Raw genomic sequence first — 23,909 nt, 5'->3', positions numbered from 1 at the left:
GATTCCGTTGCCCCCACACTCCGCCGCTGCGCGGGTCGCTGCCCCTCAAAGGGGCTGGCCAGCCTTGGGGCGGCCCGGCGGCTGGCCGCTGTTGCGGCTCATGCTCATAATCTCGCCAGCATGAAACTGCTCCTGATCGAAGACAACCCCACCATGCAGGCCACCCTGCAGCGCACCCTCGAACGCCGGGGCATGCAGGTGCTGACCTGTGGCGACGGCGAACGTGCGCTGGCGCTCTGGCAGGCCAGCCTGCCCGACGCGGTGCTGCTCGACCTCAGCCTGCCGGGCCGCGACGGCCTGCAGGTGCTGGGCGATGCGCGCGCCGCCGGGCTCAAGACCCCCGTGATCATCCTCACCGCGCGCGGCACCGTGGGCGACCGCATCATCGGCCTGAACACCGGCGCCGACGACTACCTGCCCAAGCCCTTCGATCTGGACGAGCTCGAAGCCCGTGTGCGCGCGCTGGTGCGCCGCTCGGCCAACAGCAGCGACCACGCCAGCACCCTGCCCTCGCGCAGCGCGATCTGGTGCGGCATGCAGACCGACCGCGACAGCGGGGCCGTCTACCACGACGGCTCGCCGCTGGAACTGGCCCCCCGCGAGCTCGCCCTGCTGCGCGCCGTGCTCGCCAACCCCGGGCAGGCCATCACCAAGGAGCGGCTGTTCGAGCTCGTGTTCCCCGGTGAAAGCCACGTGCAACCCGAGGCCATCGAGGTCGTGGCCTACCGGCTGCGCAAGAAGATCGCCCACACCGGCGCGCAACTCGTCACCCTGCGCGGCCTGGGGTACCTGCTCAAGGCAACAGCGTGACGCACTCCCCCGCGTCGCTTCGCGCCACCCCCTCCAGGGGGCGACACCTGCGGCCCGGCAAAGCCGATTCCGCGGTGTCTCCGGGCTGGCGCTGCTCCGTGCGATGCACCCTGGAATGAAACGCACCGCCCTTGCGCCATCGAGGTTGCCTTCGCTGCGGCGCACGCTCTTGCTGGGCATCCTGCTGCCGCTGTTCGGCTTTGTGCTGATCAACACCGTCGTGCTCTACCGCCAGGCGCTCGCCGCCGCCGACACGGCCTACGACCGCACCCTGCTGGCCACCGCCAAATCGCTCGGCGAACAGCTGGAGGTGGTCGCGACCGGCGAGCAGGCGGTGGTGCGGTCTTCGCTGCTCTATTCCGCACTGGAGGCCTTCGAGGCCGACAACCGCAGCCGGCTCTTCTACCGCGTCAGTGGCTTCAAAGGTGAGATGGTCTCGGGCTTCGAGGACCTGCCCGCGCCGCGCAGCCAGCTGCCCGACCAGAAGATCTACGCCGCCCTCGTGCACTTCTACGACGACGAGTACCGGGGCGCGCCGGTGCGCATGGCGGTGCTGCTGCAACCGGTCGCGGGCGTGGCGGGGCAAGGCATGAGCACCATCCAGGTCGCGGAAACCCTCGAACTGCGGCAAACCCTGGCGCGCCAGATCCTCATCGACACCCTCTGGCGCCAGGCGGGCCTGGTGGTCGTGATCGTGCTGGTGGTGGTCTTCGTCGTGCAGCGTGCCACGCGCCCGGTGCGAGCGCTCAGCCACGCGCTGGCCCATCGCAGCGAGAACGACCTGTCGCCCCTGCCCACGCTGAGCGCGCCACGCGAGCTGCTGCCCCTGCTGGAAGCCGCCAACCAGCACATGCAGCGCCTGTCGCAGCTGCTGGAGCATCAGAAGCGCTTCGTGCGTGACACCTCGCACCAGCTGCGCACGCCGCTGGCCGTGCTGAAAACCCAGGTGCAATCGGCCCGCCGCGGCGACGTGCCACCGCAGCAGGCACTCGACGAGATCGGCCACACCGTGGAGCGCGCCACCGAGCTGGCCAACCAGATGCTCGCGCTCGCCAAGGTCGAGCAACTGCGCGAAGACAAGGACGCACCCGTGATCGACTGGGCCGAGGTGGTGCGTTCGGTGGCGCTGGACCTCGCCCCGCTGATCGCCGAGCGGGAGCTGGACTTCTCCCTCGACGTGGTGCCCGCCCGCGTGCGTTCGCACGAGTGGGCCTTGCGCGAACTCGGGCGCAACCTGCTGCACAACGCCATCAAGAACACCCCGCCCGGATCGCGTCTGGCGGTGGCGATGGTGAAAGACGCGCAGGCGGTGGCGCTCTCCATCCGCGACAGCGGTCCCGGCATCTCGGCCTCGCTGCGGGAGCGCCTGTTCCAGCCCTTCGCCACCGACCATGGCGCACGCCCCTCCGGCGCCGGCTCGGGCCTTGGCCTGGCGATCTGCCACGGCATCGTGCAGTCGCTGGGCGGCAGCCTCGAATTGGACAACCGCGTCGAACACGGCGTGGTGCGCGGCCTCGACGCCACTGTGCGCCTGCCCCTGGCGTCCTCCGAACGCCCTGCCCCCCATGAACCACACTGAATCCCAAGGCAGCGGCAAGGTCCGCCTGGACAAATGGCTGTGGGCCGCGCGCTTCTACAAGACGCGCTCGCTCAGCGCCGAGGAAATCGACAAGGGACGCGTTCACGTGAATGGCGCCACGGTCAAACCGGCCAGGGAGCTGCGGGTGGGCGACACGGTGGAGATGCGTTCCGGCCCGGTCGTGCGCACGGTGACGGTTCGCGCCCTGAGCGGCGTGCGCGGGCCAGCGCCCGTGGCGGCGCTGCTGTACCAGGAAACCGAGGCCTCGGTGGCCCAGCGCCTGGCCAGCGCAGAGCAGCGCCGCCTCGCGCCCGAGCCCGCCCAGAGCCTCACCCAGGGTCGCCCCAGCAAACGCGACCGGCGCGACATGGACACCTTGCGCGGCCGGGCCGCACCGGGCGAGTGGAACCAGCGCTGGAGCGCCTCGCTGGACGACTAGGGCCTGTTCACACCATTTTTCCAAGATGCGTTGCGGATCAAAAAGGCCGTGCGCAAGGCGCGAAACGCGGCCGGGGTCGCCCCCCGGCAAGGCTTCGCAACGCCGCGCATGGCCTTTTTGGCCGCAACCCGAAGGGAACGCACTTGGAAAAATGGTGTGAACAGGCCCTGATCAGCGGCGCCGCAGCCCCAGCCACATCACCGTGGCCACCACCAGCAGCCCGCCCGCCACCTGCACCGGCGTGATCGCCTGACCCAGCACCGCCCAGGCCAGCAGCAGCGCAAAGATGGGCTCCACGTTCATGATGGCCGAGTTGCCCACCACGCCCAGCCGCGGCAGCAGGGTGAACATGAGCGTGAACGCCGTGCCGTAGAGCGCCGTCAGGCCCAGCAGGCCCCACCAGCCGGTGGCCGTGGCCGGCAAGCTGGGTCCCCCCTGGACCACCACCCCCGCCAGCGCCAGCACGGCCACCAGGCCCATGGTCGCGGCGGTGCGCAGGCGACCGTCCAGGCCGACCGTCTCGTGCTGCGTGAGCACCAGCGCCAGGCCAAAGGTGGCCGAGGCCGCGAGCGCAAAGGCCACGCCCGACCCGATGCGGGCCCAGTGCCCGGCCGCCCCCAGCCCCGAGGCCGCGCCGGACACATCGAGCGCCAGCGCCAGCCCGACGAGCATCACCGGCATCGCCGCCAGCACGCGGGGCTCGGGCCGCTCGCCGTACACCACCCGCGCCCACAGCGCGGTCCACAGCGGATACGAATTGAAGGCCAACAAGGCCAGCGCCACCGGCAACCGGGCCACCGCGGAATACAGGCACAGGCTTTGCACGCCGATCAGCAGCCCGATGGCCGGCAGCGCCCGGCGCTGGCGCGCATCGAGCCGCAGCGCGGTGCGCGTGCTGCGCAGCAGGGCCAGCACCACCAGCGCGGTGATGCCACTGCGAAACAGCACCGCCGTGGTCACGTCCACGCCGTCGTTGAACGCCAGACGCGCCGCGACGTGGTTGGCCCCCATCATGAAAGCGATGAGCAGCAAGGAGGCGAAGGCGGCGCCAGACAGCGTGGGGGACGTGTTTCGGGACATCCGGGCATTGTCGCGGTGCGCCGCCGTGCCCCTGCGTCACGCGGGCAACAGCCTGGTGGACCTGGTTTGCAGCAAACCCGTGCCACCTCCAGCGGCCGCTGCCGTGGTCAGCCTCCGGGTGTTTCAGACCCCAGAAAGTCTTTCAAACTGTCCAGTGGGCGTGCGCAACGGTCCTGAAAAAAGCGAACGGAACGACGTCATCCGGCTGGCGAGGCGAGTTGCCCGCCCAGCACCTTCCAGAGCGCCACGCGGTTGGCTTGCTCGGACTGGCGCAGACCGATCAGCGTCTGCTGCGCGGCGTACAGGCTGCGCTGGGCATCGAGCACCGTGAGGTAGTTGTCCACGCCGGAGGTGAAGCGCGCCTCCGACAGCTCGAAAGCCCGCGCGCTGGCATCGACCACGGCCTGCTGCGCCGCCAGGCGTTCCTGCCACTGAGCGCGCTCGGCGAGGGCGTCAGAGGCCTCCCGGAAGGCGGTCTGGATGGTTTTCTCGTACTGGGTCACGGCGATGTCGCGGTTGGCCTGCGCGACGTTCACCGACGCACGTGCCCCCCCGCCATCGAAGATGGGCCAACGGATCTGGGGCACGAAGTTCCATGTGTTGTTGCCACTGCCGAGCAGGTTGTCCAACTCGCGGCTGCCGAAACCGATGCTGGTGCTCAGGCTGATGGTCGGGAACAGCGCCGCGCGCGCCGCCGCCACGTTGGCCGAGAGGGCCTCCAGGTTGTGTTCGGATGCGCGCACGTCGGGGCGCTCCAGCAACAGACTCGACGGCAACCCTGCGGGCAGCGCCAGCAGGGCCGTGGGCGCCGCCGATCCGCCACGGAGCGTCTCGGCCGTGGGGAGCCCGTCGGGATTCAGGCCACTGCCGACCAGGGCGTGGAGGGCATTGCGGTCCTTGGCCACCTGAGCGGTGAAAGCGGCGACGTCGCCACGGGCTGTTTCGACGGTGACCCGGTTTTGTGCCAGCACCAGGCCGGACGTACCGCCCAGCTGGTGCATGCGCTCGACGAGCTGGTAAGCCTTCTCACGGCCGGTCAGGGTGTCCCGGGCCAAGCTGAGGCGGGCCTCGTTGGCGGCCAGGTTCAGCCACGCATGGGTGACATCGGCCACCAGCGTGATGCGCACGTTGTGCTGGTTCGCCTCCGACTGCAGAAACTGCTGCAGCGCTGCGTCATTGCGGTTGCGCACGCGACCCCACAGGTCCAGCTCGAAACTGGTGACGGCGAGTTGCGCCGTGTACTGGCTGGCGGTACCGGACTGGCCGTTGCTCGACAGATCCGCCGACGTGCGGCCGCGGCTGCCCTGTGCCGTCGCGGCCACCGTGGGGAGTTGAGCCGCACTCGCAATCCCGTACTGCGCACGCGCCCGCTCGATGTTCAGCAAGGCCACGCGCAGGTCGCGGTTGTGCGTGAGCGCCTGGGCAATCGCCTGGCGCAAGCCCGGGTGCTGCACCCAGGCCAGGCGCGCGGCGGTCTGCACGGCGGTGGCGCTTGCATCGGTGACCGCCAGTGGCCGGCCCAGCGTGGGAGGAAGCACGCCCTGCACATCGGGCTTGGCGGGCGGGAGCTGGGCACAGCCTGCAAGCAGTGTGATCAGAGCTCCGATGGCGGCTGCCTGTTGGAAGGAAGCAATCGCTTGAGGCATCAGGCTTCTCCTTGAGGGGACAGCGTGGGCATGGCGGTGGGCTTGGGGAGCGCGGCGGCGTCTTTCGGCCGCTTCCTCATGACCCAGCTGCGCACCAGGAGGAAGAACACCGGCACGAAGAACAGACCGAGCAGGGTGGACAGCACGGTGCCACCGAGCACGGCCGTGCCGATGGCCTGGCGGCTGGCGGCGCCCGGGCCGGTGCCCAGGGCCAGCGGCAGCACGCCGAAACCGAAAGCCAGCGAGGTCATCAGGATCGGCCGCAGCCGCCGGCGCACCGCCTCCAGCGTGGCGTCGAACACACCCCTGCCCTGATCCATCAGCTGCACCGCGAACTCCACGATCATGATCGCGTTCTTGGAAGCGAGGCCCACCGTGGTGAGCAAGCCGACCTGGAAGTACACGTCGTTGGACATGCCGCGGAAATAGGTGGCGAGCAAGGCACCGACCACCCCCAGTGGCACGGCCAGGATGACCGAGAACGGCACGCTCCAGCTTTCGTACAGCGCCGCCAGGCACAGGAACACGAACAGGATGGAGATGGCGTACAGCAGCGGCGCCTGCGCGCCGGACTGCCGCTCCTGCAGCGAAGCACCCGTCCACTCGTGGCCGATGCCCACGGGCATCTCCGCCATGATCTCCTCGACGGCGCGCATCGCATCGCCCGAACTCACGCCAGCGGCGGTGTTGGCGACCATCTCCATCGAGGGCGAGCCGTTGTAGCGCAGCAGCTGCGGCGCACTGCTGGTCCAGCTGGTCGTGGTGAACGCAGAGAGCGGCACCATCTCGCCGCTGCGGTTGCGCACCGTCCACTGCCCGATGTCCTGCGGCAGCATGCGGAACGGTGCATCACCCTGCACATACACACGCTTGACGCGGCCGTTGTGCACGAAGTCGTTGACGTACGAGCCGCCCACCGCGCTGGAAAGCACGTTGTTGATGTCCTGGGTGGACAGGCCCAGTGAGGCGGCCTTGCGGTCGTCGATCACCACCTTGAGTTCGGAGGTGACGTCGAAATCGGTGGTGCGCATGTTGGCGAGCTCCGGCCGCTGGTTGGCCAGATCGATCACACGGTCCTTCGCAGCCCTCAAGGCATCGTTGCCGAGGCCGTTGACGTCCTTGAGCATGAAGTTCACGCCGGCACCCGAACCCAGGCCTCGCACGGCGGGCGGCATGGACACGAAGATGCGTGCCGCGCGGATGCGGGACAGGTCACGCGTGGCCTTGCGCGCGATGAAGTCGGCGCTCTGTTCCGCGTTCGGCCGATCGTCCCAGGGCTTGAGGCGAACGAAGATCGTGCCCGCGCTCTGGTTGCCACTGTTGCCCGCCAGCGAGTTGACCCGCAACACATCAGGCTGGGCCATGAAGTAGCGGGTGATGTCCTGCAGCACGACTTCCAGCTGCGCATCGGACGAACCGGCGGGCATGGTCACGCTCGCCGTGATGAAACCCTGGTCTTCGACCGGAAGGAAAGAGGTGGGCAGCTTCTGGAACAGCAGCACCACACCACCGATGAGCAGGGCGAACACGAGCAACACGCGCTTGCCGCGCACCAGCAGCTTGCCGACAAGCCCCTGGTAGCGCGTGGCGCTGCGATCGAAGCCGGCGTTGAAGCCCTGGAAAAACCGGTCGATCCAGCCCAGAAAACCTCGCCGGACGGGTGCTCCCGCATAGACGTATTCGGTGGGTTTGAGCAGCGTGGCGCAGAGCGCTGGCGTGAGTGTGAGCGCCACCAGCACGGAGAACGCCATGGCCGAGACGATGGCCACGGAGAACTGGCGGTAGATCACCCCCACCGAGCCCGAGAAGAAGGCCATGGGAATGAACACGGCCGACAAGGTGAGACCGATGCCCACCAGCGCCGGCGTGATCTCGGCCATGGACTTGATCGTTGCCTCCTTCGCGGGCAGCCCCTCCTGGTGCATCACCCGTTCCACGTTCTCCACCACCACGATCGCATCGTCCACCAGCAAGCCGATGGCCAGCACCATGGCGAACATGGTGAGCATGTTGATGGAGTACCCCATCACCGACAGCACCCCGAAGGTGCCGAGCAACACCACCGGAACGGCAATGGCGGGAATCAGCGTGGCGCGCAGGTTCTGCAGGAAGATGTAGATGACGATCACCACCAGCAGCATGGCTTCAGCCAGCGTGATGACCACCTCCTTGATCGACGCTCGCACGTACGGCGTGCTGTCCGAGCTGATCACGCCGGTGATGCCGTCGGGGAAGAACGGCGCCAGTTCGGCCATCTTGGCGTTGACCGCATTGGCCACCGCCATGGCGTTGGCGCCATCGGCCAGCACCACACCCAGGCCGGCGCCCGGCTGGTTGTTCAAGCGCGACTTCACCGTCAGGTTGTCGGCATCGAGTTCCACGCGGGCAACGTCTCCCACGGTGACGAGCGAGCCATCGGCCGCCGCCTTGAGCACGACGCCCTGGAACTCCTCGACCGTCCTGAGCTTGGTGCGCGCGGTGATGGTGGCGTTGAGCATCTGGTCCTTCACCGCCGGCAGGGCACCCAGTTGCCCGGCCGACACCTGGGCGTTCTGCGAGCTCAGCGCGGAGATGAGGTCCGCCGGCATCAGCGCGAACTGCTCCAGCTTGCCCGGGTCCATCCAGATGCGCATGGCGTAGTTGGTGCCGAACACACTCACGTCGCCCACGCCGTCGATCCGCGAGATCACGTCGACCACGTTGCTCGTGATGTAGTCGCCGATCGCCACCTGCGTGACCGTTGGGTCGGGCGAGGTGAAGACGAAGGTCATCAGGTTGTCCTGACCGCCCTTGTTGACGAACACGCCACGGCTCTTCACCGCCTCGGGCAGCCGGTTCATGGCGGTCTGCAGCTTGTTCTGCACCTGCACCTGCGCCACGTCGATGTCGGTGCCCGGGGCAAAGGTCAGCTGCGTGCGCGAGCGGCCCGCGGAGTCGCTGGTCGAGTTCATGTAGAGCACGTTGTCGATGCCCTTGAGCTGCTGCTCGATCACCTGTGTCACGGAATCGGCCACGGTCTCGGCCGAGGCGCCGGTGTAGGTGGCGTTGATCGACACGCGAGGGGGTGCGATGTCGGGGTACTGCTCCAGCGGCAGGGTGAAAATGGACATCGCCCCCGCCAGCATGATGACGATGGACAGCACCCAGGCGAAGACGGGACGGTGGATGAAGAAATGGGCCATGGCGCAGCAGGGTGTTCGGTTGGCTCAAAAAATGACAGGGTCCACCGGGTCGGCGTGGCCCCATTGCGTCGGTCAGGGCTTGGGCGCTGCAGCGGTCTGCGCCTGCCCGGCCGACGCGGAAGCCTGTGCCTCCACCACACGGTTGCCGTCCACGCGCATGGCCACGGGCGTCACGGCCTGGCCCACGCGGGCCTTCTGGAAACCATCGACCATCACACGGTCTCCGGCCTTCAGGCCGTCCAGCACCAGCCACTGGGCGTCCAGGGCTTGGCCCAGCCGGATCGGGCGCTTTTCGATCTTGTTGTCGGCGTTGATGAGTTGCACGCTGGGTTTGCCTGCCGGGTCCCGCTGCAGCGCCTGCTGGGGCAGCACGATGGCTTCGCCCGACTCACCCGTGGACAGCCGCGCACGCACGTACATGCCGGGCATCAGCAACCGATCGGGGTTGGAGAACACCGCGCGCAGGGTGATGGCCCCGGTGCTCTGGCCGACGGCGGCACCTGTGAACTGCAGTTGGCCGGCGTGCGGATACGCACTGCCATCCTCCAGCGTGAGGCGCACCGGGGCGCCGCTGGCCCCGACCTTGCCGAAGGTCCCGGCCTGCCACTGGCGCCGGAGCTCCAGCAATTCGGCGCTGGACTGGGTGATGTCGACATGGATGGGATCGAGCTGGCTGATGGTCGTCAACGCCTGGGCCTGGTTCGCGGTGACCAGCGAACCGGGAAGCACCGCGGACAGGTCGATCTGCCCGTCGATGGGCGCGACAATGCGACTGAACTGCAGGTTGATCTGGGCGTTCTCCAGCGCCGCCTGCGCCACGGCGACATCGGCTGCGGACTGTGCGACCTGCGCTTGGCTTTCATCGAACACCTGGCGACTGATGGCGTCGATCTTCACCAGTTCGGCATTGCGCTCGGCGTTGGTGCGGGCGGTCTGCGCGGAGGCCTTCGCCTTGGCCAGTGCGGCCTCGGCACTTTTGACAGAGGCCCCCAGCGTGCGCGCGTCAATCTGGTAGAGCGGCTGACCGGCCCTGACCGTCGCACCCTCGGTGAACAGGCGCTTCTGCAGGATGCCCGACACCTGGGGACGCACTTCCGCGCTTTGCGAAGCCCTGGTGCGACCCGCCAGCTCGGTGTGCAGTCCCTGCGTTTGCAACACGACCGTCAGGAAGCCGACCGGTGGCGCGGCGGGGGGAGCGCTGGGGGCTTTCTGGTCACCGCAGGCGGCCAGCCCGAGGGCCGCCACCCCTGCCAGGAGCCAGGGCCAACGCCGTGCGCCGGCCGGCCGAACGGGGCTGGCGGAAATCACTTGGGTCGGGGTGGTCGCTTGGCGCGGGACGGGGGATGAAACGGGTGACAGTGGCATGGGCTTCGGCGCGGGGCCTGGTGGGAACGCGAGGCTGGGCGCCGGCCGGTGGTGGAGCAGCGCTGGGAGCGCCATTTTGCGCATGCAATGTGTCTGTGATGTAAACCGCCCCAGATGCCCCTATACAGCCCAGCCGTGTTCCGCGACAACGGCATCACTGTGCCTGTGCCGGCTGCCGCCCGGCTTGCATCTTTGTGCCGCACCCTCGCCAGCAACTCAGCGGTCGGGCGCGAGGAAAGAGCGCACCGATGTCACTTTTTGGCCGCAGGCGCAGGCGATGGAGGCGAGCCCACGGAGGCGCGCGCGCTGCAGGGGTCTTTGGCTTCGCCGCTGCCGGTTTCGAGCAGCGGCAGGATGGCCGCGGCAGGACCGGCCACGGTCCCCAGGGCCAGCGCTCCCAGCACCCGCCCAACCAGCCCTTTCGGCTCGATGCCCACATCCGGGTCTGCCAGCGTTCCGGTGATGGTGACGGGCGTTCTCAGGGACAGCAGAGACCAGTCTTTGGGTCGCGTGACCACGTGCAGGTTCAGCGATTCGTCGCGCAGGCTGACCTGACCGGTGATCCACATCGTGCTGTCTCGGTTGTCCATCACAGCCAGGGTGGGTTGGATGAGGCCGTTGCGTGCCACCAGATCGAAACGGGCGCAGCGCAGGGGCAGCGGGCGGTCGCCGGTGATCACCACCTCCAGGGCCTGTGCGAGGTCGAGGCCCAGGGCTTCGGTGATCAGGTGAGACAGGGTGCCTTCGCGCAGCGTGAGGTGGAGCGGGCCGTCGGCCGAGCCCAGGATTTCCGCTGTCGACTGGCCGGCACCCCGCAGGTGCAGGTTGCCGGAGAGAACGCCGGTGAGGTAGGCCTGCACCGACTGCTCCCCGCCCTGACGGGCTTCTTTGCGCTCACGTTGGAGCGCGGCCGTTGCGGTGGCCGGCGGGGCCTTGCCTTCGGCCGAATCGGGGCGCAGCCCCCTGATCCAGCCCGCCATGTCGATGCCCTCGAACGCCAGACGGGCCTCCCATTTCGCGGAACGGGCGTTGCTGTCAAGGGAGGTCATGCCCTTGACCTGCCCGCCCGACACCACCGCTTGCAGTGACTCCAGTCGAAGCACCCCTTCATCCAGGAGCACTCGGGTCTTCAACTGCCGCAAGGGCGCCATGGTCTGGGTACCGAAGTCCAGTTCCTGGATGGCCACCTGCACATCAGCGTCCATGGCCTTCAGCGAGGGCAGGTCGAAGCGGCGTTGCGGCAGCGCGCGGTTTCCTGGCTTGCCATCGGGCGTCGCGGGATCCGCCCTTCTGTCCCCGCCGATGGCCGGTCCCAGATCGGCCAGGGCGAGCTTGGGGCCGGTGAGCGTGCCCGTGAGGCGCGGCGGCTGTGTGAGTTGCTGGTATTGCAGATCGCCCTGGAGGCGGCTGCTGCCGATGCGGGCGCGCGTGGTTTGGAGTCGCCAGACGCCGGCGTCCTGCTGCAGTTCGCCGCGCAGATCGAATGCCGGTGTTCGCGGCAGGGTCAGGCCCAGGGGTTTGGCCACGTCCGCCAGCGAGGGGCCGGCCACCTCCACCTTGCCCTGCATGCGCGGCGTGCCCAGCAGCGAAGCGGCCTGGCCGTCGAACAGCACGCGCGTGGCCGCGACCGTGCCCTTGATCCTGACCGGCACCCAGGGGGCGTCGGCAGCGCTGTCCGGGTCCTGCAGCAAAGGCAGCGTGCTGCCGGCGTGCACGTCGAGCTTGAGCGGCAAGGCGCGGTAGCGCCCTGTGATGGAAGCTGCGTAGCCCGTGCCTGGGGTGCTCGCGGCGCTGCCTTCGCTGCCGCGCAACTGCACGGCCACGTCGGCGTCCTGCAAGGCATCGACCCAGGCGATCTGCCCTTGGCCAACGGTCAGTTCACCGAAGCTCGGCAGTGCCGCCTCGGCGGGAGCACCGGTCTCTTGCCGTGGCGCCTTTTCTGCCCCCAGTGGCCAGTTGGTTGTGCCGTCAGCGGTGCGCACCAGATGTGCATCGAGCACGTCGGCGCGCAGGGCTTGAAGGTGCAGGGTGTCGCCCCGCCGCCAGCGCCACACATCGCCCCAGCGCCAGGCCAGGGTGACGCGCTGCGCTTCCAGCAGGTGCGGTGCCTTGAAGCGGGGATCGGATGCTATGTGCAGCTGTTCGACTTCCAGGCGCGGTCGCCAGATGAGATGCAGCTTCACGCTGCCCTGCAACCGAACAGGCACATCGGCACCGCGTGACAGGGCGCGCTCCAGCGGCTGTCGCAAGAACGGCCAACCGGTCGTCTCGCCCCATGCGATCACGGCCACCAGCAGACCCACCGCGCCCGCGGATGCCCAGAGGACGGGTCGACGCGATCCTGTCCACCGATCTTGCAGGGGAGCGGACGGCGGCGGAGGGGGATCGCGAGGCGCTGTGTTCACGTGGATTTGAAACGACGCCAAAAGAGCACCGTTCCAGTTCCATCATAGAAGTCGGCTCTTCAAATATTCGTGCGCCAACGCACAGATCTTCAAACACACCGCAAGCGCCCGCTTGGTCGTCCAGGACCGTCACTCGACCGAGGCCGGCCCGACCAGGCCACCGAGACGCCTGCTCACGCCCAGGCGGCCTGGCGGCCTGGCGTCCTGGCGTCCTGTCAGCAGCACTGTTCGCCTGAACATCATTTGCCTGGGTGATGCGTCATTCCGCGCCAGCACCCACATTGAGCCCCATGGCCACCAGAGAACCCACATAGAGAACCCGCCACCGGCGCAGGCCATCCTTCCAGCGATGGGTGGAACGCCGGGGGTCTTTTTCTGTCCGCAAAACCCTGTTGCAAAGGACCACCGCCATGACCGAACTGCCCAGACCCCGCGTCGTCATCCGCTTTCACGAAGGCTTCGACAGCCGCAGGCACGAAGATGCCGTCGGCTACCTGAAGGAGCGCGATCCCGCCACGCTGAAGCGCGTCGAAGCCGCCTTCGGTGCCGTTCGCATCGAACCGGTCTTTTCCGACAAGACCCGCGAGAAGCTCCCGAAACTGCAGCGTCTCGCCGTCGAGCGCGATCCGTCCTACAACCCGTCCGACCTGACCACATTCCACTATGTCGAGGCGGAAAAGGCCGACGACCTGCTGGCGCTGGCGAAGATGCTCTCCTCGTCCTCTGCGATCCGGTCGGCGGATGTGGAGATCCCCGGTCCCGACCCGCTGGTCAACGACGCGGACGATCCCCTCTCGGCCAACCAGACCTATCTCGACGCGGCGCCTGGAGGTCTCGACGCCCGCTATGCCTGGACCTTCACCGGAGGAGACGGCGCAGGCCAGCGCGTCATCGACATCGAGCAGGGCTGGACGTTCAACCATGAGGATCTCGCCGGTCACGGCATCACCCAGTTGAACGGCGTCCTCGTCGATGGTTCGCGCGGTCACGGCACCGCGGTGCTCGGAGAACTCTGCGCGATCGACAACACGCTCGGTTGCACCGGCTTCGCGCCCAACATCGCTTCGGTGTTCGTTGCTTCCCGCAATCCGAGCCTCGCCAATTCGATCGTCGACGTGCTCGACAATCTTGATTTCGGCGACGTCATGCTGCTCGAAACGCAGGACGGCGTGCCCGGCACGGTGCCGACCATGCTCGGGCCGAGCGAGATCGTCGAAGCGGTTCGCGAGGCGTGCCGGCTCGCCACGGCGCTCGGCATCGTTGTCGTCGCGGCAGGCGGCAATGGCACCAACAACGGCAGCGCGCCCGCGACCAATCTGGACACATTCACCGACGCCGGTGGCAACCTCGTCCTGTTCCGCAACAACGCCAATCCGGACTTCTTCGATTCCGGTGCCATCATTGTGGCGGCGGCAACGTCGGCCGCTCCACACACCCGCCTTGTCTACTCGACGCACGGACAGCGCATCGACTGCTACGGCTGGGGACACAACATCACCACCTGTTCATCCGATGCGGCGGGCGCCACGACGATCTATCGGAACAATTTTGGCGGCACGTCCGGCGCCTCGCCGATGGTGGCGGGTGCGGCGCTGTGCGTGCAGGGCATCTACCAGGCGGCGACCGGTGGCCGGCTCAGCCCGCGCCAGATGCGGCAGATCCTGTCGGACCCGACCTTCAACACGCCGCGCGCTCCCGCAGAGGCGACCGCCATGGGCGTCATGCCGAACCTGCGCGGCATCATCGACAACGTGCTCGGCATCGTCCCGGACATCTACATCCGCGACCATGTCGCCGACACCGGAGACCCGCACAACGGTGCGATCTCGGCCTCGCCGGACATCATCCTTCGGCCCGTGGCGGTGGCCGACCCGCAGGCATCGTTCGGCGAAGGCAGCGGCACGGAGAACAGTTCGTCGCTCGGCTTTGAGGCCGAGGCCGGCCAGGACAACTTCCTGTATGTCCGCGTGCGCAACCGAGGCGGAGCGGCGGCGGCCAACGTCCAGGCCGATCTGTTCTGGTCGCCTGCTTCGACGCTGGTCACGCCCGATCTCTGGACGTTCGTCGGTTCGACCAACATGCCCAACGTACCCACCGGCAACCAGCTCACGGTGTCGAACGCCGTGACATGGCCGTCTGCGGCGATCCCGGCGCCCGGCCACTACTGCTTCGTCGGGCTGATCGGAACGGTCAACGACCCCGCGCCCGGGCCCGCAGATTTCCTGAACTTCGACAATTTCCGGACCTTCATCCGGGAGAACAACAACGTCACATGGCGCAATTTCAACGTCGTCGACAACGACCCAGGCGACCCAGAAGCCCAGATCACGCTCAACTGGCTGGTGCCCGGCGCCCCCGACAAGGCGCGCCGGTTCGCCCTGCACCTGCGGCTGGATCTGCCGCGCCGCGCCGAGGTGCTGCTCGACCTCCCGCTTGGCATCCTGCGTGCGCTGGACGCACAGGTGGAACTGGTCAAGATCGACCACCGTCGGGGGCGCGGCATCGCCAAGCTCCCCCAGATCGGCGATGTCCGCTTCGGCCCGGGCCTGATCGACGCCAAGGCACGCCACGACATGAAGCTCCTCGTCCGGCTCAACTCGAAGGCGCGCGGCAAGCACTCGATCGTCGCGCGCCAGCTGTATGAAGGCAAGGAAGAGGTCGGCCGTCTGACATGGGTGTTCGACCCGATGCGGCGCAAGGCGCGCGATGCACTCGACGGTTGATTCAGGAAGTCCGGTCCATCCCGTGCGGCCTCCTGATGTCCGTTGCGGCAAACACCAGACGCCTCGTCGCCAGTGAACCGATCCGCAGGTGCCTCGTCAGAAACCGGCATCCGTCCTGCGGGCTGAGAACAAACGCCCCAGAAGACGGTCGAGCGCCTGTTGATACTGCTCCAACATGACCTGAACCTGCATGCGATCACCTCGCGCCGATGCAAGGGACAGACCGCTGCCGTGGGCATGGTCAACCAGAATGTCGCGCCACAGGATGGGCTCCGCGGTGAGCTCTGTCAGCAGTGTGGTGAGGCGATCGGTGATCTGGCGCGTCACGCCTGCAAAAGCTTCGGGCATTGCAAAGATCGCCAGCGTCAGTTGGGGATGGCGGCCCACGGCTTGGTGATAGCGGATGAGCAGCGCCAGAATGTCCGCCCGAGGGTCCGCCGGACCACGAGGGCCCTCCAGTACCTCGGCGTAGACCCGGTCGGACAACGCTCGCAGCAGCCCGACCTGATCGCCCACGTGGTGATAGAGGCTCATCGGGGTCACGCCCAGCCGGGCGGCCAGAGCACGCATGGTCAACCCTTGCCCTCCGCCTTCATCCAGCAAAGCCAACGCGGTGGTCAAGATATCGTCCCGCGCCACCCCCGCCCCCGTGGCTGGACGCCCACGCGGGCGGGTCATGGGACGAGCCGATAGCTGGACTGCACCAGGCCCGACGGGAAACTGCGGCTGGACACCAATTTCAGATCGATGTCCTGCAGCAACGCCCCGAAGAGCGGCCGACCCGAGCCGATCAGCACGGGAACACTGGTGATGACCAGATCGTCGATCAACCCATCACGCAGGAATGACTGCACCAGTCGCCCGCCATCGACATAGACCCGACGCACGCCCTGCCTCGCCAGGTCGTCCATCGTGTCCTGGGGTGTGCGGTTGGAGAAACGCAGCTTGTCCTTCAATGCTTCGGGCACCGGCGCATCGGCCAACTGTTTGGACAGCACCAGCACGGGCAGGTCATACGGCCATTCGCCAAAGGTCAGCGCCTTTTCATAGCTCCCCCGCCCCATCACGATCAGGTCCTTGTCGGCGATGAAGGCCGAGTAACCATGATCCTCCGTCGGATCATCGCGCTCCAAAAGCCAGCCGATGTCGCCATCGGCACGGGCGATGAAGCCATCCAGGCTGGTGGCGATGAATACATGTGCAGTGGGCATCAAAATCTCCATATATACAACGTATATTTTATAGGCATGGACCGTCGACAGAGCCCACCTGCACTCCCGCCGTGAACGGGCACCAGAGAAAGAAGCGGCGGCTCAGGGCCTGGCGGAGCTTGCCGACGGTCCGCTGCGACCGGTACATCCGAAGTACGATCGGCCGGACCTCGGCCGCCGCCACACCAAACCACCGCAGCGCGTCAAGGTCCATCAGGAAGCAAGACGGTACAGCCCTTGAACCAGGAGACCCCTATGCCGACCACGATTTTTGAAGCCCTCCGGGAAAGCCACGACATCCAGCGCCAGCTTTGCACCCGACTGGTCCGTTCCAAGTCGGGCACGGCAGCCAAGGAGGCGGCCTTCATGGAGCTCAAGATGGAACTGGAGGCCCACGCGGCCGCTGAGGAGCGCTACCTTTACTGCCCCATCCTGATGGACGACAACGGTTTGACGCCCTCTCGACATGCCTTGTCGGAGCATCACGAGATCGAGGAGATGTTGGAAGACATGTCGATCAATGACAAATCCTCGGCCGAATGGCAAAGAAAAACGGTCGAACTCAGCCGGGTGGTTCGCCACCACTTGAAGGAGGAAGAACGCGGCTTTTTTCAGCAGGCGGGGAAAATCCTGACAGAGAAGCAAAAAGTCGCACTGGCGGGCAAATACCGGCGAGATCTGAAGCGCATGAGGACCGTGCTGTCCAGCTGAAACCGGACCGAGCAACTGCGAGGGTCGCTGTCGCTCGAACGACGTCGACTGGCCACAGACTGTGAGGTCACGGTGCGCCCACCAGAAGATGTCACCCACGCATTTTGTGCATCTGGTTCTTGATGGTTTGATTCCGGGACCGCTTCCCATGAAACACAACGATCCCAACCACCACTCGATCCGCACGGCACTCCGGCTCGCACTGCCCACCGAGGATCCGGCAGGTTGGGTCCAGAAGCTGGCCCGAACGCCGCCGCTGGTGCGCCGCAGGCCCGCTCGTTTGCAGGTGGATGAGGTCTTTCACGACACGCCTGATCGACGCCTGCACCAACAGCGCATCACTTGGCGGACCCTGCGGAATGATCTCGGAGGGCAAGTGCTGTGGCAGCAGATCCTCGAGGTGGAGAAACCGGGGTCCGGCGCGCTGAGCCACTGTGAGGCATGGGCGTCACCGCTCAGCACCGTCGCCCCGGAGCGCAGCGCCCTCCCCCCGTCATTCCCGAGCTCCCGCATCGACGTTGATGGAATGACGTTGCAAGCGCTGACTCCCTGCTGTGCGACGAGCACGGAGAGAACCCGTTGGACGATCCGCCGGCGAGATGGCACCCACATCGAAGTGACACTGAAGATCGGCCACCTCACAGCGGGTGACCAGCGCATCCCTGTGTGCGAACTGGAACTGGAGTTGCTGGCTGGCCTGCCGGTGGTGCTGTTCGAACTCGCCATGCAAATCGCGCGGACGCTGGCGCTGTTTCCATCACCCATGACCCAATGCGATCAGGGTCACGCTCTGGACCAGGGTTCCCGTGACACACCGTGGACAGCGCAACCACCCAGCCTCAAGAAAAGCACGCCCTTGCGGCGGGCCGCCGGCGTCTTGCTGACCGAGATGCTGGGGCACTTCACCGCCAACCTGGTGTTGTTGCAGCGCTCAGACGACCCCGAGGTGGTCCATCAGGCACGTGTCGGATGGCGGCGTTTCAAAAGTGGCGTCCGACTGTTCAAGACAGTGCTGCCATCTGATTCGGCGCCGTCCTGGAAACCCCTTGCGTCACTGCTGCGTTCTCTGGGGGAACTGCGCGACTGCGATGTCGCCCTGACCGAGACCCTGCCAGGGCTCCAGCATCTTTTCACGGAGGGCGAGGCGGACCGCCAGGCACACTGGGCATCGATGTTGCAAGCCATGGAGCAAGCGGCACACCAGCATCGAGGAGCCGTACGCCTTGCACTTCAAACCCCAGAAGTCGGTCAGGCGCTGTTGTCCACCCTCGAATGGCTGACCGACTTGTCGACCGTGACAGCTTGGCCACCGTTGGCGAACATACCGCAGCGGCCCCTGCAGGACTGGGCTCGCCGCCGACTGGATCATCTGCGCAGGCGGCTGAAAACCGCGACCCATGATCTCGACCATCTCGAAAGCCAGCACAGTGCGCGCATTCTCGCCAAGCGGTTGAGGTACAGCGCCGAAGCTCTGCAGGGCTTCCTCCCCAAACAACGCGGGTGGCGATGGGCCCAGGAAGGCACCCGATGGCAAGCCGCCCTAGGCGCGTCACGCGATATCGCACGCGCCAGCACGCTGGCTGGTGAGGTGGGTGCAGACCCCCGATTGGTGGAATTCCTGCGAGGGGTGGCGGTGGGCCAGCAGACACGAGACACCACCTCAAAAAACAGGAAACATTGAAATCCTGCTCATACAGGATGTGACCGGGCTGGGCAAACCCCACAGGCTCTGCATGTCCGGCCACCTTCATCACGGGCCGGCGGTGCGTGGTGATCGCCGACCGGGAGCACCAGAACGAGTGGTTGGTCGGGAAAATTTGATGCTTCAGTTGGCTGTTGTTGCAGCCGATATCCCCGGAAGTCATCTTGCCCTTTTTGTACAGCGCTCCTGGTGCCGAACCGGCCCAGCCCGCTCCCCTCTTCCATGAAACTCTCGCTCAAACTCCCCCTGGCCTTCGCTGCGGCCATGGCCCTCGTGATCGGGGCCGCGCTGTTTGGTATCAACAGCCTCAACCAGTCCATCAAGACCTTCGAGACAGAGGTGCACCAAAGCCACCAGAATGCCGCTGCGGTGAGCCACCTGCTGATTCAGTTCAAAACCCAGGTGCAGGAGTGGAAAAACTCGCTGTTGCGCGGTAAAGATCCGGCCCAGCTGGACCGGTACTGGACGGCCTTCAACAAGATCGAGGGCGAAATGGCGAAAGGATCGAAGCAGCTCATCGAGGGGCTCCCGGCGGGTGAAGCGCAGGACCTGGTGAAGCAGTTTGCGGCGGCCCACCTCACCATGGGCCAGAGCTACCGTGCCGCCTTCGAGACATTCAAGACCTCGGATTTCGACCACGCCGTGGGCGATAAAGCGGTCAGTGGCATGGACCGCGAACCCGCTCGCCTGCTCGACGCTGCGGTGAAAAAAATCGCCGACGACAGCGCGGCTCTGGCTCAGGCAGCCGAAGCCAGCGCCGAACGCGCCACCACCATCAGCCTTGCGCTGATGGCAGTGGTGGGTGTTGTCGGCGTGCTGGGCGGTGTGCTGTTCAGCCGCAGCATCGTCAGGCCGATTGACCGTGCCGTGCACCTGGCTCGCCAAGTTGCCGAGGGTGATCTCACTGCGCAGGTCGACATCCAAGGCAAGGACGAGATTGCACAACTGCTGCAGGCCATGCACGTGATGCAGGACAAGCTCTCGGCAGTGGTTCGCGTGGTGCGCGAGAACTCTGAGAGTGTGGCAACGGCCAGCGCACAGATTGCGCAGGGCAACCAGGACCTCAGCCAGCGCACCGAACAGCAAGCCTCGGCGTTGCAGGAAACGGCGGCCTCCATGGAAGAGCTGAGCTCCACCGTGCGGCAGAACGCGGACAACGCCCGCCAGGCCAACCAGCTGGCCCAGGGCGCCAGCGAACTGGCAACCAAGGGCGGCGACGTGGTGGGCCAGGTGGTCCAGACCATGAAGGGCATCAACGACAGCAGCAAGAAGATCGCCGACATCATCGGCGTGATCGACGGCATTTCATTCCAGACCAATATCCTGGCGCTCAACGCTGCGGTGGAAGCCGCTCGCGCTGGCGAGCAGGGCCGCGGCTTTGCAGTCGTGGCCGGTGAAGTGCGCAACCTTGCGCAACGCAGCGCCGAAGCGGCCAAAGAAATCAAGCGCCTGATCGGCGACAGTGTGGAGCGCGTTGAGCAGGGCACTGTTCAGGTCGACGAAGCCGGCCAGCGCATGTCCGAAATCGTGGGCTCCATCCGCAGGGTCACGGACATCATGGGCGAAATCAGTGCCGCGTCCACCGAGCAGAGCGATGGTGTGGCTCAGGTGGGCAACGCCGTCACCCAGATGGACCAGGCCACGCAGCAAAACGCGGCTCTGGTTGAAGAAAGCGCGGCCGCTGCGTCGAGCCTGAAGACCCAGGCGCAGCAGCTGGTGGGCGCAGTGGCCATCTTCCGGCTCACCAGTTCGTGAGCGGGCCCGGGCGGGCCAAGCAGCGAACCAGGGCAACAAGAACAGGGGCCGCGGCCCACGGCCTGAGCAGCCTCCCCGATTTCTGCTCGACGTTGACGTGGGAGGGGAGATCGGTGCGCCATCTCCCGGCGTTCGCCATGGACTTGACATGCCCCATGTTGGCAAGATCTCTGATCAACGCCTCAAAATTCACCTGCCCGCGATGGCAACGCCCCTCGCAGCTGCCCTTGGCTACTTCCCATTCTTTGAACGGGCAGCAAGCGCTCCGGCCGACGCTGGCCGGGCAACTGCCGCAGCCCCTGTGGCGCGCCCATTCACGAACACATCGCGAGCCAACCACTGGCGCACACCATCCACCTGCCTCATGACGACCCCGGGATCTCGGGTCGCCTGAGCCACCACGGCTGCGCCTTGAAGACAGGTCATCACGTGCTCCGCGTGGCGTGCCGCATCGACTGCGGTGCATGAACGCTCAAACTGCACCTGCAGCCACTCAAGCAAGCCAGTGAGCAGAACCGCTGCCTGGGGATGCAGGTCGTCTTCGCTGCGCTTTCCGAGTTCCGTGCTCAGGCTGCCCAGCGGGCAGCCCCTCATGGCCAGTTCCTCTGCCGAGGCCTCTACATGGTCCAGCAGTCGCCCAATGACCTCCAGCGGGGGGGCGTTCAATGCGTCCGAGAGATGTGTACCCGCATCTCCCTCACCTGACAGGGCCAGCCCCAGCGCCCGCTGGCGCGCCTCGGTCACCGCCGCCAGCAGGTCAGGTTTTGTCTTGAAGTAGTAGGCCAGGTTGCCTTTGAGGAGGCCGGCCTCCTTGGCAACATCGGACAGAGACGTGCTGGCATAACCCCGTTCATGGAACAGACGCAAAGCCGTTGTAACAACGCGCTCCCGACTTTGTGCTCCTTTCATGCTGCGGTGCCCTGCAGTGGCCCAGGCGCTGCATGAAGCCAGCGCTCAAGCTGATCCAGGGGCAAATGATCACCCACGTCGCTGCCGTAATAGGCAAGATCGATCACCCCGTCTTCGCGAATCAAGAAATCCGCTGGTACGCGATGGGCAGGCCCCTCCACGCGGCCCGGAAGCATGCCAGCCGCTATTGCACGCGCCGCATTCAGGAGCACGGACGGTGTGAACATCGCTGACCAGCGCTGTTCCACGCGGTAGAGGCGATAGAGCGCCATGGCCGGGTCCGCAACGATGGGAAACGGAGCATCCTGGCGCCCCACATGCTCGGAAATGGAAGAGGCTGGCGACTGGAACACGGCAATCATGCTGAGTCCCTGCGCTGCCCAAGCGTCATAACCGCGGATGAGATCGCGCATCCGCAGATTGCACAGGGGGCAGGACGCATAACGATAGAACGACAGCATGACTTTGCGCCCACGCAACGATGGCAGATCCACAGGGACACCGAGAAAGTCCCTGGCAACAAGGTCAGGAGCGAGATCGTTGGCTTGCAGACGCTTCATGGGCACCTCGAAATATTTGGACGGTCGACCAAATATAGCAGGGTTGTCCTTGCGATGTGGTTGCGCCGCTTGTGGCCCTCCGTGCCGGCTTCAGCGACAGAGCAACCTGACGGTCCCTGCCTGAAGATGGCGGAGGTAGCCCCTCTCACACGGCCTCCCAGCGATCCCACGGAAGAGCCACTCTGATTCACCCCGCCGAAAACTACCGTTTGAGAATGTTCTGCGGCATGGGCCGAAATTGCCGCCGCAAGAGCGACCACTGAGAAAGAGCACCCGGCCGCAATCCCGCGAAAACACTGGGCCCAGAAAGACAAAAGGCCCCCACTTGCGTGGGAGCCTTGTCATACTGGCGGAGCGAGAGGGATTCGAACCCTCGATGAGGCTCTACACCCCATACTCCCTTAGCAGGGGAGCACCTTCGGCCACTCGGTCATCACTCCAGAGCCTCTTATTATGCCTCAACTTGAAGTCCTTTCGGACACGCCAAGCAGGCAAGAAATCAACCAGCGATGCTGTCGGCCATCTGGTCCAGATCGAACTCGCGGTGCAGCGCGCGCACAGCCAGCTCCATGTACTTCTCGTCGATCACGACCGAGGTCTTGATTTCCGAGGTGGAGATCATCTGGATGTTGATGCCTTCGTCGCTCAGGCACTTGAACATGCGGCTGGCCACGCCCACATGGCTGCGCATCCCGATGCCGACGATGCTCACCTTGCAGATGCGCGCATCACCCACCACGTCGGCCGCGCCCAGCTCGGGCACAACCGTGCTCTTGAGCATGTCCATGGCCTTCTGGAAATCGTTGCGGTGCACCGTGAAGCTGAAGTCGGTCTTGCCGTCCTTGCTCAGGTTCTGGATGATCACATCGACTTCGATGTTGGCGTTGGCCACCGCGCCCAGGATCTGGTAGGCGATGCCGGGCTTGTCGGGCACGCCCAGCACAGAGATCTTGGCTTCGTCGCGGTTGAAGGCAATGCCGGAAACGACGGCTTGTTCCATTTGTTCGTCTTCCTCAAAAGTGATCAGGGTGCCGGAGGCGGCTTCTTCATTCAGGTCGATGTCCCAGGGCGTGAAGCTGGAGAGCACGCGCAGGGGCACTTTGTACTTGCCGGCGAATTCCACCGAGCGGATCTGCAGCACCTTGCTGCCCATGCTGGCCATTTCCAGCATCTCTTCAAAGCTCACGCGCAAGAGGCGGCGCGCTTCGGGCACCACACGCGGGTCGGTCGTGTAAACGCCGTCCACGTCGGTGTAGATCAGGCATTCGGCCGCCTTCAGCGCTGCGGCCACCGCCACGGCGGAGGTGTCACTGCCTCCACGGCCGAGCGTGGTGATGTTGCCGTCCGGGTCCACGCCCTGGAAGCCGGTGACGATCACCACCTTGCCGGCGTCCAGGTCGGCGCGCACCCGCACGTCGTCGATCGATTCGATGCGTGCCTTGGTGAACGCGCTGTTGGTCTTGATCGGCACCTGCCAGCCGGCGTAGCTCACCGACTGCATGCCTTCGGCCTGCAGCGCGATCGCCAGCAGGGCCGAAGAAGCCTGCTCGCCGGTGGCGGCCAGCATGTCGAGTTCGCGTCCGTAAGCGCTGTCGGTCTTGCTCGGGGCCAGCTCCTTGGCCAGACCCAGCAGGCGGTTGGTTTCGCCGCTCATGGCACTTGGCACCACCACCATCTGGTGTCCGGCCCTGTGCCACTTGGCCACGCGCTTGGCCACGTTGCGGATGCGCTCGGTGGACCCCATGGAGGTACCGCCGTACTTGTGAACGATCAAAGCCATCGGTTTGGACGAGGTTGGAAGAGTGATTGAAATGACCGCAACGCGAGGCCTT

Annotated in this window: 17 protein-coding genes and 1 tRNA gene; 7 read left to right on the top strand and 11 right to left on the bottom strand. The window is 66.1% G+C overall.

All coding sequences use genetic code 11. The features are described from left to right. The first annotated feature begins 120 nt into the window (after positions 1–120). From IM738_RS05910 to IM738_RS05900, 3 genes are all read left to right on the top strand, one after another. Positions 121–810 (top strand): response regulator transcription factor, encoded by a 690-nt coding sequence (locus IM738_RS05910; RefSeq protein ID WP_236964969.1) that lies wholly within the window; start codon positions 121–123, stop codon positions 808–810. Positions 811–925: 115 nt separating this feature from the next. After that, on the top strand, positions 926–2,389 hold the full coding sequence (locus IM738_RS05905) for a sensor histidine kinase (RefSeq protein ID WP_236964968.1): 1,464 nt from the start codon (positions 926–928) through the stop codon (positions 2,387–2,389). After that, the gene (locus IM738_RS05900; RefSeq protein WP_236964967.1) at positions 2,376–2,828 is read left to right on the top strand and encodes an RNA-binding S4 domain-containing protein; all 453 of its coding nucleotides are present in this window, start codon (positions 2,376–2,378) and stop codon (positions 2,826–2,828) included. Before IM738_RS05905 ends, IM738_RS05900 begins: the two co-directional genes overlap by 14 nt. Positions 2,829–2,999: 171 nt before the next feature. Here the strand turns inward: IM738_RS05900 and IM738_RS05895 are convergent, their stop codons facing one another. The 5 genes from IM738_RS05895 to IM738_RS05875 form a co-directional block, all read right to left on the bottom strand. Then, a complete protein-coding gene (locus IM738_RS05895) occupies positions 3,000–3,908 on the bottom strand; it encodes a DMT family transporter (protein ID WP_236964966.1) in 909 nt (302 codons plus the stop codon). A 197-nt stretch (positions 3,909–4,105) separates the two neighbouring features. Continuing rightward, positions 4,106–5,554, bottom strand: a complete 1,449-nt coding sequence (locus tag IM738_RS05890) for an efflux transporter outer membrane subunit (protein WP_236964965.1) — start codon at positions 5,552–5,554, stop codon at positions 4,106–4,108. Continuing rightward, complete coding sequence (locus tag IM738_RS05885; RefSeq protein WP_236964964.1) at positions 5,554–8,736, bottom strand: efflux RND transporter permease subunit; 3,183 nt, start codon at positions 8,734–8,736, stop codon at positions 5,554–5,556. The genes IM738_RS05890 and IM738_RS05885 overlap by 1 nt, the downstream gene beginning before the upstream one ends. Positions 8,737–8,808: 72 nt before the next feature. Then, positions 8,809–10,044: an efflux RND transporter periplasmic adaptor subunit gene (locus tag IM738_RS05880; RefSeq protein WP_236964963.1), complete on the bottom strand. Its 1,236-nt coding sequence runs from the start codon at positions 10,042–10,044 to the stop codon at positions 8,809–8,811. A 308-nt stretch (positions 10,045–10,352) separates the two neighbouring features. Beyond that, complete coding sequence (locus IM738_RS05875; RefSeq protein ID WP_236964962.1) at positions 10,353–12,284, bottom strand: AsmA family protein; 1,932 nt, start codon at positions 12,282–12,284, stop codon at positions 10,353–10,355. A 632-nt stretch (positions 12,285–12,916) separates the two neighbouring features. On the opposite strand from IM738_RS05875, the gene IM738_RS05870 reads away from it, so the two are divergent. Next, positions 12,917–15,229 (top strand): S8 family serine peptidase, encoded by a 2,313-nt coding sequence (locus IM738_RS05870; protein WP_236964961.1) that lies wholly within the window; start codon positions 12,917–12,919, stop codon positions 15,227–15,229. Positions 15,230–15,325: 96 nt separating this feature from the next. Here IM738_RS05870 and IM738_RS05865 read toward each other — a convergent pair whose 3' ends face one another. After that, positions 15,326–15,850, bottom strand: a complete 525-nt coding sequence (locus tag IM738_RS05865; protein WP_236964960.1) for a TetR/AcrR family transcriptional regulator — start codon at positions 15,848–15,850, stop codon at positions 15,326–15,328. Positions 15,851–15,903: 53 nt separating this feature from the next. After that, positions 15,904–16,440, bottom strand: a complete 537-nt coding sequence (locus tag IM738_RS05860; protein WP_236964959.1) for a dihydrofolate reductase family protein — start codon at positions 16,438–16,440, stop codon at positions 15,904–15,906. A gap of 255 nt (positions 16,441–16,695) precedes the next feature. Between IM738_RS05860 and IM738_RS05855 the strand changes: the two genes are divergently transcribed. From IM738_RS05855 to IM738_RS05845, 3 genes are all read left to right on the top strand, one after another. After that, a complete protein-coding gene (locus IM738_RS05855) occupies positions 16,696–17,151 on the top strand; it encodes a hemerythrin domain-containing protein (RefSeq protein ID WP_236964958.1) in 456 nt (151 codons plus the stop codon). 148 nt (positions 17,152–17,299) lie between these two features. Continuing rightward, positions 17,300–18,832 (top strand): CYTH and CHAD domain-containing protein, encoded by a 1,533-nt coding sequence (locus tag IM738_RS05850; RefSeq protein WP_236964957.1) that lies wholly within the window; start codon positions 17,300–17,302, stop codon positions 18,830–18,832. A 243-nt stretch (positions 18,833–19,075) separates the two neighbouring features. Continuing rightward, positions 19,076–20,608 (top strand): methyl-accepting chemotaxis protein, encoded by a 1,533-nt coding sequence (locus tag IM738_RS05845; RefSeq protein ID WP_236964956.1) that lies wholly within the window; start codon positions 19,076–19,078, stop codon positions 20,606–20,608. Between the two features lie 231 nt (positions 20,609–20,839). On the opposite strand, the gene IM738_RS05840 is transcribed toward IM738_RS05845, so the two are convergent. The 4 genes from IM738_RS05840 to IM738_RS05825 all read right to left on the bottom strand — a co-directional run bounded on the left by IM738_RS05840 (position 20,840) and on the right by IM738_RS05825 (position 23,857). Continuing rightward, the gene (locus tag IM738_RS05840; RefSeq protein WP_236964955.1) at positions 20,840–21,517 is read right to left on the bottom strand and encodes a TetR/AcrR family transcriptional regulator; all 678 of its coding nucleotides are present in this window, start codon (positions 21,515–21,517) and stop codon (positions 20,840–20,842) included. Continuing rightward, a complete protein-coding gene (locus IM738_RS05835) occupies positions 21,514–22,077 on the bottom strand; it encodes a peroxiredoxin family protein (RefSeq protein WP_236964954.1) in 564 nt (187 codons plus the stop codon). The genes IM738_RS05840 and IM738_RS05835 overlap by 4 nt, the downstream gene beginning before the upstream one ends. 347 nt (positions 22,078–22,424) lie before the next feature. Beyond that, a tRNA-Ser gene (locus tag IM738_RS05830) sits at positions 22,425–22,517 on the bottom strand. Positions 22,518–22,576: 59 nt separating this feature from the next. After that, on the bottom strand, positions 22,577–23,857 hold the full coding sequence (locus IM738_RS05825; RefSeq protein ID WP_236964953.1) for an aspartate kinase: 1,281 nt from the start codon (positions 23,855–23,857) through the stop codon (positions 22,577–22,579). Between the last annotated feature and the right edge of the window lie 52 nt (positions 23,858–23,909).

It is taken from the genome of Hydrogenophaga sp. SL48 (assembly GCF_021729865.1).
Lineage (GTDB): Bacteria > Pseudomonadota > Gammaproteobacteria > Burkholderiales > Burkholderiaceae_C > Hydrogenophaga.
The sequence above is the reverse complement of the archived record's forward strand: the minus strand, read 5'-3'. Positions and strand labels throughout refer to the sequence as shown.